Source organism: Chamaesiphon sp. GL140_3_metabinner_50 (genome assembly GCF_025361915.1).
Lineage (GTDB): Bacteria > Cyanobacteriota > Cyanobacteriia > Cyanobacteriales > Chamaesiphonaceae > Chamaesiphon.
In genome coordinates, this window is the sequence record NZ_JANYJC010000001.1 from 1 (window position 1) to 12,346 (window position 12,346).

At 46.6% G+C, this 12,346-nt stretch carries 8 protein-coding genes; 3 read left to right on the forward strand and 5 right to left on the reverse strand.

Going from position 1 to position 12,346, the window contains the following annotated elements:
• The 4 genes from Q0R35_RS00005 to Q0R35_RS00020 all read right to left on the reverse strand — a co-directional run.
• Positions 1 to 470, reverse strand: a 470-nt coding sequence (locus Q0R35_RS00005) for a cytochrome b5-like heme/steroid binding domain-containing protein (protein WP_295613021.1), incomplete at its 3' end; no start/stop codon positions are given.
• Between the two features lie 152 nt (positions 471 to 622).
• Entirely contained in the window at positions 623 to 1,807 is a 1,185-nt protein-coding gene (locus tag Q0R35_RS00010) for a 3-oxoacyl-[acyl-carrier-protein] synthase III C-terminal domain-containing protein (RefSeq protein ID WP_295613062.1), read from the reverse strand.
• A gap of 136 nt (positions 1,808 to 1,943) precedes the next feature.
• Positions 1,944 to 4,583 (reverse strand): ABC transporter substrate-binding protein, encoded by a 2,640-nt coding sequence (locus tag Q0R35_RS00015; RefSeq protein ID WP_295613065.1) that lies wholly within the window; start codon positions 4,581 to 4,583, stop codon positions 1,944 to 1,946.
• 170 nt (positions 4,584 to 4,753) lie between these two features.
• A complete protein-coding gene (locus Q0R35_RS00020; RefSeq protein WP_295613068.1) occupies positions 4,754 to 7,258 on the reverse strand; it encodes an ATP-binding cassette domain-containing protein in 2,505 nt (834 codons plus the stop codon).
• Between the two features lie 486 nt (positions 7,259 to 7,744).
• Between Q0R35_RS00020 and Q0R35_RS00025 the strand changes: the two genes are divergently transcribed.
• From Q0R35_RS00025 to Q0R35_RS00035, 3 genes are all read left to right on the forward strand, one after another.
• Positions 7,745 to 8,590, forward strand: a complete 846-nt coding sequence (locus tag Q0R35_RS00025; RefSeq protein WP_295613071.1) for a Spy/CpxP family protein refolding chaperone — start codon at positions 7,745 to 7,747, stop codon at positions 8,588 to 8,590.
• 148 nt (positions 8,591 to 8,738) lie between these two features.
• A complete protein-coding gene (locus Q0R35_RS00030; RefSeq protein ID WP_295613074.1) occupies positions 8,739 to 10,556 on the forward strand; it encodes an ATP-binding cassette domain-containing protein in 1,818 nt (605 codons plus the stop codon).
• A gap of 284 nt (positions 10,557 to 10,840) precedes the next feature.
• Positions 10,841 to 11,035, forward strand: a complete 195-nt coding sequence (locus tag Q0R35_RS00035) for a hypothetical protein (protein ID WP_295613077.1) — start codon at positions 10,841 to 10,843, stop codon at positions 11,033 to 11,035.
• Between the two features lie 232 nt (positions 11,036 to 11,267).
• On the opposite strand, the gene Q0R35_RS00040 is transcribed toward Q0R35_RS00035, so the two are convergent.
• Positions 11,268 to 12,346, reverse strand: a 1,079-nt coding sequence (locus tag Q0R35_RS00040; protein ID WP_295613080.1) for a calcium-binding protein, incomplete at its 5' end; no start/stop codon positions are given.

Sequence of the window (12,346 nt, forward strand, 5' to 3'; positions counted from 1 at the left end):
GGTCTAGCTTCGCGATCGAGGGCGTATTTTTGAATGATTCTTTTGACTTTTTCGGGGTTAGAGTGAAAGATATTAACGATCGTGGTGATGTCGCGATTTTTAGTACGTCCGATAAAAAATTGTCCGCCGGGATGTTTGCCAATAAACTCGGTCAAATCGTAAGCGACACCTTCATAAATCCAGACATTTGCTAATGGTTGTCCGTCGGGTGGATGGGGTGGAGCTTCATGCTCGTCTAGAGGTTTTCGATCGGCTTCAGGTCGGGGGAATGCTGGCTCGTTAAGGGGTTGTGTGGCGGGTGGATGGGGGGGAAGTTGTCGATCGGCTGGAGGTCTACCAGCGGGCGGATGCGGGGGCAGTTCGCGTTCGCTCGGCGGTCTTCCAGCGGGGGGATGGGGCGGTAATTCTCGTTCGGTTAACAGTTGTTTATCAATCGGATTGAGTAGTTCGGTTTGATGTTCGGGAGCCATATTTTTAGGGGATAGGGAATAGGGAATAGCGAAAAGTGCGTTCTTGGGGTTCCCCCAAGTAAAGCACCTTTTCAAGACAGGGAATAGGGGGTATTTTAGATAAAAATAATATTAAGAAAGATTGTGTTTTACTTTTTCAGGAAGTCTATAATTTAATATTTTTGAAATAATAGACCTTCGATGCCAACACCGGGCGAAAAGGAAAAAGCAATTCCAGTTAAGGGATCGCTCGATTTGGGCGGATCGTCACTACTATGAGATTGCTGCTGGCGATCGTTATTACCACCATTGGCATCGATCCTAATTAGCATTCGCTCGATGACAAATATTACCGCACAACTGAGCATATTGCCATATTCTCGTAGTATTTCCCAACTATCGGCAACGCGATCGTCGCTGAGTTCTAGGGAACGCTGCACTTTCTCAATAATTCTGGTACCTCCAGGATGAACAGCCCACAAATCGATTTCGGCTTTTGTGAGCTGATGTTGTTTGAGAAAGTTGGTAATAATCGGATCGACACCAGATTCGATATAGCTGGGTAATTGGGGCGACAATTGACAAGTAATGCCATTATCTCTCACATCTAATACAATGCCATCGGCGGTATCTTCGACTAGGTAGCTGAAGTTATCTCTAATAATTAATCGATTTTGGGTGGCTAATTTTTCTTCAGCACAGGCACCTAAAACCACTGCGGCACAGCCATCGCCAAAAATACTATGAATGATAATCTCATTGAGATTATCTTCAAAACTCGAATTAATCGAACTCAGTTCCAGACAAATAACTAATGCCCTACTCTGAGGATAAGCGCGGAGATAATCGCAGGCAACTCGCAGCCCGGTAACTCCCGCCGCACACCCCATAAAATTCACCGGGATGCGGGCAATATTGCGGCGCAATCCTAAATTTTCAATGACTTTAGTATCGACACCTGGGGCTAAAAATCCCGTGCTGGTGACAAATACAATTAATCCGATCGATTCGATAATTTTAGCCACATCGATTCGATCGGCTTCAGCACGTTTGGCGGCGATCGCGATTGCTTTACCCGCTACCTCTGTCGCCAAAGGAATGGCACATTCGGCATATAATTGCATCCTCTGTTTGATATTATTTGGCTCTCGGCAGAACCTAACTACCTCATCTGTCAGTAAATCGATTGCTAAATGTCGAGTATCGATCCGCGTGTTTTTATAGATTCTTTCGATCTGCGGTTGTTGCGCCTGGGCACCATAAAGAGCGGACACAAATTTAGCCGCATCGCTTTGATAAACAATGTGCTGGGGAGTGCCAGTGGCGATACTTTCAACGATCGGTAAATATTGAGACATGGGAGATGGGAGTGCGGAGATGGGAGGACGGGGAGACTGGGGAACTGGGGGACGGGGGACTGGGAGACTGGGGGATTTTTAATCCATATTTCTTACTTCTTACTCCTTACTCCTTACTCCTTACTTCTTACTCAATCTACTCAATCGGTACAAAATCAAATCCAGTACGAGACGAGTATTTATAATTGGGTGGAGTGGGGGCGACTTGGACTAAGATATAGCGATCGGTTGGTTCGCCGTTGGTAAATTGTAACCTCCCAGATGCACCTGGAAATTCGTTCTTGGCAAGCGTTTTCATTACGCTGGTGCGCGAGGGATTATCGTCGGCTTTAATAGCCATTCCCATTGCTTTAACCGCATTATAAGAGGTTGCAGTCGCCCAGTTAACTTGAGTATTCCATAGTTGTTGGGCACCTGTGGAAAATTGCACCGAACTTTCTGATTCTTGCCAAGGTACGCCCATAATTAATCCCGCTGCCGATCTTCCTGCTTTGAGCGTAGTAACGCTGTATAAAGCCGTGTCGCTCAACACGCTCAGTTCGGGATATTTCTCGGCTCTGATTTTTAACACTTTCAGAGCCTCGCGATTGGAACGTCCGACAGGGAGGACGAGAATCGCTTCTGCGCCCATTGCTTTGGCTTGTAAGAGTGCGGCTTCGGGATCGAAAGTGGATGTGCTGGCGGGCGTTGGGGATGGCGTTGGCGATGCTGTTGGCGATGCCGTTGAGGAGACGTTAGAAAATTTAAAGGTGCCGACAACTTGCCCGCCTTTAGCGGTTAATTTATTCGCAAATTGAGTTTTAAATTCGTCGTTGTAAGTAATTGTCGGGACGTAAAAAATGGCGACTTTGCGCTTGCGATCTTTATCTACTAATCGATCGACTAATTTTTGAGCGATCGCATCGCCTTTGATATTAGTTCTAAATACGTAGGGTTTATCGGCACTGGTAAGTTCGTTTGCCGTGCTAATTGGGGCGATGTAGGCTATTTTCTGGCGATCGTAAACTACCGATGCTTTCATTGTGACATCGTTGCGATTGTGTCCGACGATGCCCAGAATTTCTGGTTGCTCGGCAATCCCCGTGGCGATACTTTCGATCGTTTTGGGATCGTCGCTATCATCGACGATCCGCAGTTTGATTTCTGGATCGTTGACACCGCCAGATTGATTCATTTCCGATTGCGCTTGAGCGAAACCGCGTAGCATTTCCGAAGCGCGATCGAGCGATCGCGAAATCGGTGCGGAGACGGCAATTGTATAACTTTTGCGATCGCCAATTAGGGCGTTATTTAGATAAATCCGCGTTTCGGGAGAATTGGGGTTTAAATTTAAAGCTGCTTGGAAATTAGTAATTGCTTCGTCATACTTTTTATTAGTCAGTGCTAAAATTCCTGCCTGTTTGAGATTCTTAAATCGATCTGTATCTTTACTGCCTTCTACGGTGAGTAAAAGTCGATCTCCAGTGCTACTGGTGCGGGAAAGTGCGGCATTTAGTGACGAGTTGGCATTAGGCTGCCAGATTTTGCCGAGGATGAAGGCACCTAAACCCAACACCGCCGCGATCGCGCCAATTTTCAGCCACGGTTTTTTGGTGGCGATCGGTGCTGCTTCGATCTGGGAGTTATAAATTTGGAGCGGTGCTTCGTCTGGCTGGAGCGGATAATTTTCGACTGTGGTGGCACCATTTTCATGATGGTGCGGCATAATTTCGCTGACAGGGCGCGACTCTTCAAAGGTACCCAACAGCAACGTACTCGCCAGCGGCGTGCTATTCACATTTGGCATATTCGAGAACGGCATACTCAATACCGGAATACCCCAAGTCTGTTCGATCGTCTCCAATACATCTCTAGCTGACTGAAATCTTTCTGAGGGCAGACTGCGGAGCATCTTATCCAAAATCTCTGCCAAGGCATCGCTGACTTGTAAATCTGGCGTGCGCCATTTCCACTCATTAGTATCGGTATTTAATAAATCTTGCGGTGCTCTACCCGTGAGCAAATTCAGGCAAGTAACGGCAAGGGCATACAGATCGGATGAGGGATAAATCGCCTGTCCCTGACGTTGCTCCCAGGGTGCGTATTCGGGCGTAAATACGCATGTCAGCGATCCCCCACTCGCCCGTGCTGTCTCGGCAACGATTTGTTTGACAGCTCCAAAATCGATTAAATAAATTTGCCCCTGCAAGTCGCGCATGATATTCGAGGGCTTAATATCGCGGTGAATGGAGCCTTTAAAGTGAATGAATTCTAAAATTTTGGCAACTTCCCGCAATACCGAAATTACCTCTGGCTCGGTAAACCGCCCTTTAATTGCCAATTCTGTTTGAAGATTTTTGCCCTCGATATACTCTTGGACTAAATAGAAAAACTTTTGCTGGCTATAGGGTGGCGAAGCCGATGCGGTCATTTCTAAAAAGGCGAACAGACGCGGAATTTGCGGATGTTCGCCTAATTTCTCTAGCACTTCGGCTTCGCGATGAAACAGCGTCGTGGCGGTTTCGAGTTGGGCGGTATTAAAGCTGGGGTTGAGCTGCAATTGCTTGATAACGCACTGTCTGAGTCCCGGCGTACGGCGATCGCAGCCCAGAAATGCTACACCCAATCCCCCCTGTTGCAATATTTTAGACGGGAGATATCTACCATCTAAAATTAAGGGCATCCCACAATTCGCGCAGTGCCGTTGATTGACGGTTTTCAGGAGCTGGCGATCGTCTAAATCGGAAAACGAATTTAGTGGTTGTTCGCAACGGGGACGAGTGCAGTAGATGTCCATGTGGGGAGGAGGGAGTAAGGAGTAAGAAGTAAGGAGTAGGAAGTAAGGAGTAAGAGCTGTGTGGGGGGTGTATTTAGAATTCTTTGGGCTAACTAGTCAGGGTTATGCGTGTGGAGAGCAATAATATGTATAGCCTTAACGATCGAGCTGTCTGGGCAATATTTCAACGTTCAACTGACTTTCTTGCTGGGGGTTTGGCGTTTGGGGGACTTGAGTAAATCTTTGCGCTTGAGGAGCCAAATGGCGATCGCAATGTAGACAACACTCTGAAGGAGCAACATTCCCCAATTTAAGCCCAAATTTTTCCAAGTCGTGTCATAGACATCAGAAGCCTTCATCACTTGGGAAAAATCGATCCCGGCATCATTTTTGCTCGTGGGAATTAGCACATTGAGGTCGATGAGCGTACCGTAAGCACCGATCGACCACCTACTGATGGTCAGCCAGGAGATAAACTTACCTACAGCCACCTTATCTAGCCCGAATAACACCCCAGCAAAGATAATTTGGGGTAACAGTAATAAAGGTAACGCACTATTGGCTTGAGAGCTGTTTTTGACGCTGGCAGAAACCATCAACCCCAGACAAATCGCGTCTAAAATGCTCAAGAAGGTGGTGATAATCAGTCCTAAATACCAGTTGAGCGGGCTGAGTTCGGCAACTGATTCGGGATGTTTGAAACAAATCAACACGATCGCGCTAATTAGCAGGGTTTGGGCGATCGCTAAACCGCCTAATGTCACTAATTTCGAGCTGATGTAAGCGAACAAGCCCAGATTTACCAAGCGTTCGCGGAGATAAATTGCCGATTCCTTAATAATCTCCTGAAGCGAACTTGCCAGTCCCACCCACACGTTAGCACAGGTGAATACAAACAAGATTTTGAGTGCCATTCCCGCTCGATTGATACTGGGCGAACCTGTAAACGGTGTCAAGAAGGGATTAGTCGCCACATCAAAGACTTTACTAGGATCTTGCAATGTATCTTTAGTTGCCAACCAGACCAATAAAATCCCGATCGGGGCTGTTAATAAAGATAGCCCTAAATAGACCGGATCGCGCTGTAGTAGTTGGATATAGCGATGAGTGAGAATTTGTAACTGCTTGAAAAACGACTGCTTAATCCGGGTTGGCGGTGGGAGCGTCGCACGATGGTTGTCGATCGGACTAGTGGGCAAACTCAGCCGCTCTTTGACATAACTTTGATAGTATTCTGAAGCTTGGAATTTAGTGGCGGTATCCACACAAGCATTGGCAGTTTCGAGCTGAATGTAAATATCGGCAAAATCCTGACTGGGTACCTGAAAAAAGTCATTAGCGATATCTGGAGGGCCGAAATAACATAAATTTCCGCCTAAGCCCATAAAAGCGACCCGATCGCATAAATTAATATTACTCGTCGCATGAGTCACCACAATTACCGTCCGTCCGCGATCGGCAAGTTGGCGGAGCAACTGCATCATTTTTTTGTCCAACCCCGGATCTAGCCCGGAAGTCGGCTCGTCTAAGAAGAATAATTTAGGATCGGCTAAGAGTTCTACCCCGATGCTGACGCGCTTGAGTTGTCCGCCGCTGAGGTTTTTGACTAAACTGTGCTGGCGTTGTTCTAGCTCGATTTGCCCCAAGGTTTTAACGATCGTCGCTTCGATGTCGGTATCGGGTGGGAGCCTCATTTGGGCGGCATAATACAAGACTTCCCTAACAGTCAGGTTGGTATGCACGATATCGCTTTGGGGGACGTAGCCGATCGTATTGCGATAAATATTAAAGTTGTTAACCAGGTTATCGCCATTGAGATAAACCATCCCTGCTGTCGGCTGTTCGATGCCTAGCAGCGTCTTCATCAGCGTCGATTTACCCGCGCCGCTCCCCCCCACCAATGCAACCAGTTGACCCGGTTCGATCGCCAAATTGACATCATTGAGCAGACATAAATGCTGGCGATCTTTGAGTTTGACAACTTTAGTCACCCGATCGACATCGAGCCGAATATTTTCACCGCGATCGACAATTGCCAGCGCATCAGCGCGCAGCACGAAGGTATAAGGGCCGATTTGCAAGATACTACCGATCGACATCGGAGCCGTTTTATCTATTTGCTGGCGATCGACAAATACCCCATTCGGGCTAAAGTTTTCGATCGCATAGTCGCCTGAAGGCGTACGCGAGAGTGCGGCGTGATATCGTGAAACCGTCGGGACATCTAACACAAAATCATTATCGTCACTGCGTCCGAGCCGGATTTTTTGCCCTTGAGCCAGCGGAATCTCGGTTTTGGTCAGCGCAGTTTTAATCTGCACGTTGGCGGGATCGATAAAAATTAACGTTGCATAATTTTGCGGATTTTGACCGATCCGCAATTCTTCGTTCGGCTGAAGCCGATAGCCTTCCTGGGGCGAAATTAACCGATTGTTGATAAACAACCGATTGCTGCTGGGGGTATGTCCGTCGCCATCATGGATATAGTAATCTGTACCCACCCGCCGGATCGTCGCCTGATGGCGGCTCACCAATTCCCAGTCGATCGGTACTAATAAACCAATCGGTGCAGGTTGCGACGGTTCGCGACCGAGATCGTGTTCGCACTCGCTCAAATCGAAAGACAAAATATTTCCCCGCCAATGCATTTCAATTCGGGGAATGGCGATATCGATAATAGTCCTAGCAGCAACCATAATTTTTCAACTTCTTCGTGCCGTTGGCGTAGTCTACCGGAGGTAATTGAGTCTTAGAATTTATTGACTTCCTGGTCTTTTGCACCCTGTCTCTTGTCTACTGCAAGCTAGTGCGATCGTCATTATCGCCGTTATTATTTACAGCTAGCACCTAAAATAATATAGGTTCATATTATCTTGCTAAATCGAGATCCACCACCTTTATCGACATTTATCTCTAAATAAGAGCCAATCGTCGCCAATCGCTCTGCGCCAATCGACTGAAAATAAGTTAGCTAGGATCGCCAATCTGCAACAATTTGCCAGCAATCTCAGTCAAAGCATCCCAAATCGAGATCGATTACCAACGAAGAAGCGCGGCTACCCTTCTCCTTACGGAGACGCACGCCAACGACTCGATTCGTTAAATTATATTTTGCTTAATTACTGCCGAGAGTTAAGATAGTTCAGATCTCGTACATTCGCACAGAACCCCCTTCTAAAAATATGAACCTACTAACTTTAGTCAACCGCCCGATCGCTACCTCCGTTCTACTAATTAGCCTGGGATGTCTAATTATGACTGGTTGCACAGACCCCAACAAACCAACCAAAACCGACACCTCAACACCAACTAACACAACCAGTCCGGCTGCTGGCAGTGGCGACCAAAAGCGCAATCCTCCCGGTGGTGCCCCTCCTACAACCGAACTGGCTAGACCGGAACGTTCTGGTAGTAATCCGATCCAGTTGTTGCAAAATCCCCAGGTTAAGTCAGAACTCAAATTAACTGACGATCAAGTCACCAAACTCAAAGAGATCGAATCGGGCTTACTCTCTAGCGTGACTACTTCATCTAAAACGATTAAAGAAAAGTATAAAACGATCGAAGCATTACCTAAAGACAAGCAAGATGCTGAAAAGAAAAAGCTGGCAGATGATATTGAAAAAGGTTTAGCCACCTTGACTAAAGATTCTCAAGCTAAAGTCGGAAAAGTTCTCACGCCAGAACAAGATAAAAGAGCCAAGGAAATTTTATTGCAAAAGTTTGATTTTGGAATTATTACCAAAGATGATTTTGCAACCGAACTAAAACTTACCGACGCTCAGAAAAAACAACTTAACGATATCGTCGGACAAATGCGGACTAAAACGATCGGAGCCTGGGAAATTCCTGACAAAGATGATGCCGCAAAACGCGACAAAACCCTGACTGAAAACCGCAAACGGATGGAAGCAGTCATGAAAGAAAGCAATCAACAAGCCAAAGCCGTATTAACCCCAGAACAACTTAAAACCCTCGAAACTTTAAAAGGTAAAGCTGTTTCTTTTTCACTGACAGATCTTAAATAGGGAATAGGGGATAGTGAATAGTGAATAGTGAATAGGGGAAGACGCAAGCGTCTTTTTACTTCCCACACTCCCCACACTCCCCACACTCCCCACACTTCCCACACTCCCCACTCTCGATCGTTCGGTCAACTTTCAACTACTAACCCTCATGGAATTTATTAAATTTCTCTGGCAAATCTCGTGGAAACATATTGTAATTGCCTCCAGCGCGGGTTTGGTTAGTGGTTGTAGTAATGCATTGATGATTTCAATTATCAATCGCGAAGTTCATCAGGGACATCTTACCAATGCTTTAGTCTACTTTATTGGGTTAGCTGCTTTTATTCTCGTTACTAGTACGCTTGCCCAATTTTTGCTGGTCGTATTATCGCAAAATGCAATTTATGAATTAAGACTGCAATTAAGTAAAAATATTTTAGCCGCACCGCTAGAACATTTAGAGCAACTGCAAGAAAATCGATTAATTGTGATGTTGACCGAAGATATTAATACCTTAACGCGATCGGTTTCGGCTATTCCGAATATCTTCATCGATTTTGCTACGGTAATTGGTTGTTATTTTTATTTAGCTTGGGTATCGGGTTCAATTTTTGCGATCGCGATTACCTCTACCGTCCTGACGATTTGGTTCGTGCAAACCAAATTAAATAAAGCCCAAAAATTATTCTTCGAGGCAAGAGAAGAAGAAGATACCCTGCTTAAATATTTCCGAGGGATTATTAACGGGATTAAAGAACTCAAGCTCAATCGATCGAAACGAACGGATTTTTTAGAGCAGAGTGTCAAAGGTAGTGCGGCAAAACTTCGCCAAAAACATACTAGTGCCGCAGGTAGCTTTATTCTGACTAATGGCTTCGGACAAGCCGTTCAATTTGCTTGCTTGGGATTTATTTTATTTGCCCTCCCATCATTAATTCAGCTTCCGCTCCCGACGCTAGCCAGCTACGTACTAATCAGTACATTCATCGCTTTACCGATGCAAAATTTACTCAATCGCATCCCCGAATTGGTACGCGGGAACGTAGCATTGCGAAAAATCGAACGCATGAATTTATCCCTCGTCGATTTAGCAGAACCAGAGCAAATTCCCGCCGCAACTCACACTAATTGCCAGCTCCAACTACGCGGTGTCAGCTATCGCTATCGCGCCGACGATTTCCCCTCACATCCCACCGCGCCTGGAGCAGACTTTCCCCACCCGCCGCCACATCCCCCGCAAAATCACCCAGAAGGTGCCCCACCAACTGCCGAAGGTCACAAACATCCTTTTCCACCGCCGCACCCCCACCCCGACGGACGTAGACCCCCACCACACCCTCATTCACACCAGCACCCACATCCACCGCATTCCGATCGCGGCTTGCCACCCGATGCTAATCTAGAAGCAGGATTTAGATTAGGGCCGATCGATCTGACCGTGCAATCGGGAGAATTAATCTTTATCGTCGGTAGTAATGGCAGTGGTAAATCGACGCTGGCTAAATTAATTACGGGTTTATATGCGCCTCAATCGGGTGAAATTTTACTCGATGGCTTGACAGTTAATGACACAAATATCGAATGGTATCGGCAACATTTCGCGACAACTTTTGCCGATGTTTATTTATTCGATCGATATCTAGGACTCGAAAATCGTCAGCTCGATCCCGAAATTAATCGGTACCTACAAGAATTTCAACTCGATCGGAAGGTGAGCGTTACTAATGGCGTGTTATCGACGATCGATCTATCCCAAGGGCAACGAAAACGACTGGCATTATTAACAGCTTTCTTAGAAGATCGACCGATTTATTTATTCGATGAATGGGCATCAGACCAAGATCCGACCTTCCGCGAAATCTTTTACGCACGGATGTTAATGCAGCTAAAAGAGCGAGGAAAATTAGTAATCGTTATCACCCACGACGATCGCTATTTCCATCTTGCCGATCGGATTTTAAAATTAAATTACGGTCGAGTCGAATAAGGAAATTTTCGGATAGTAAACAGTTTAGCGAAGAGAGGCGATGCGATGGCAGAGATAACCGGGGTGGTGAAATTTTATAGCGTCAGTGACGAGTTCGGGGAATTCTCAAACTTCGCATCTTACCCATTTGCACTCGACGGAGAGCAGTGGCAGACCTCCGAACACTACTTCCAAGCGCAGAAGTTCGAGGACAAAGCATATAAGACCAAAATTCGCAAATCTAACTCGCCGATGCCAGCAATTCCAAATTCAAACTTATTCATGCATCTCGTAGGGGCAGGTTTATGCTAGAAAGCCTGGATCTTTACAAACAACTGCCGAACAAACCTGCCCAACCCCACCAGAAACGATCGATTATTGGTGGAAAATCGGTAAAACATTTTGAATTTGGAATTGCTGCGCCGATGCTTGCCGCTCAAATGGGACGCGATCGCAAGCAGAAACTTCGGCGGGATTGGGAGTCTGTCAAGGTTAGCTAATCAAACACTGGGATTGTTGGGTTTCGTGTCTCAACCCAACCTACAATTCTGGTGCATAACCCAATCGACTACAATTCTAAATTACGGTCGAGTAGAATCAGGAAATTTTTCGGATCGTAAATAACGTGAATTCAGCGAAGAGATGCGATCGAGGTAACGGCAATTCTTTAATAATAAAGCCCCAACTTCCTAGAAGTTGGAGCTATGATTTTAACTTTTGTCGAGCAAATTATTAGACAAACGCGAAACTACTAGCATTCAAACTATTAGATAGAATCCCGGTTAGTACGGCGAGATCTTTACCACCAGCGGCAACTAGAGTGTCGGTACCCTTTTGAGTCAGACTCACTTTACTAAAGTCAGTTGCACCAGCGATCCCTAAGATGAGTAGCTTATCGATGCCAACTTCAAAGTCAGCAACGGTATTTGTGCTAGTTGGGGCACCATTGTAAGCGAGGTAGAATTTATCAGCACCAGCACCGCCGTAGAGGGTGTTACCACCCTTGCCAGCGTAGAGGGTATCGTTACCATCGCCACCAGAGAGGAAGTCATTGGTACCCGCAAATAAGGTATCGTTACCCGCGCCACCATAGAGACGATTACCGCCTTTACCTTGGCTGGCATCGAGGATATCGTCGCCATTTTCGCCGAATAAGCGATCGCGCAAACCAGCATAAAGTTCGTCGTTGCCATCGCCACCATAAACGCGGTTATCACCTTTACCGACGGAACCATCAACTAAATCATTACCACCATCGGTAAAGATGGTCTGGAGGCTGGTGGGGACGATCGTATCGTTGCCAGCGGTACCAGCAGAGACCGTCGGTACGGGTGCTGCATCGAGTGTAAAGCTGACGATCGATCGAATGGGGTTGACAGTCGTCGAGGGTTCGGGGTTGGTGTCAGCGGCGTACGAGTTGATGCCTTCTACGTTAATGTTGAGGCTCTTACCATCGGCAGAGACATCAAAAATCGTGTAGTTGAAGGTGTCGGGTGAGTAGAAGTCAAACGGTTTGGGCGAGGTGCTCGCAGTAGGATCGCCCTCACGCACCAGATTCCGCAGTCCGGGGAAGCTAGGATCGAGACCGATGGGGTTGACACCGTTACTAATTTGTTTGGCTGCTAGGGCATCAGAAATCGCCTTGATATTGGCGGCACTGTGGTCGGTAATCAGCTCAGGGCCACCAGAACCGATCGGGCCATCGACGATCGAGAGGGTATTTGGTACGACTTTATAAGTCTTAGGATCGTTGATTGTCGCCATGTCATCGACATAGGTCAATTCGTTAATCCGCAGGAGATGGTCGTCAG

Excerpts from the sequence above, each read along its gene's own strand:
- Q0R35_RS00010 (WP_295613062.1), bottom strand. The coding sequence starts at position 1,807 with ATGTCTCAATATTTACCGATCGTTGAAAGTATCGCCACTGGCACTCCC.
- Q0R35_RS00030 (WP_295613074.1), top strand. The coding sequence starts at position 8,739 with ATGGAATTTATTAAATTTCTCTGGCAAATCTCGTGGAAACATATTGTA.
- Q0R35_RS00025 (WP_295613071.1), top strand. The coding sequence starts at position 7,745 with ATGAACCTACTAACTTTAGTCAACCGCCCGATCGCTACCTCCGTTCTA.
- Q0R35_RS00015 (WP_295613065.1), bottom strand. The coding sequence starts at position 4,583 with ATGGACATCTACTGCACTCGTCCCCGTTGCGAACAACCACTAAATTCG.
- Q0R35_RS00035 (WP_295613077.1), top strand. The coding sequence starts at position 10,841 with ATGCTAGAAAGCCTGGATCTTTACAAACAACTGCCGAACAAACCTGCC.
- Q0R35_RS00020 (WP_295613068.1), bottom strand. The coding sequence starts at position 7,258 with ATGGTTGCTGCTAGGACTATTATCGATATCGCCATTCCCCGAATTGAA.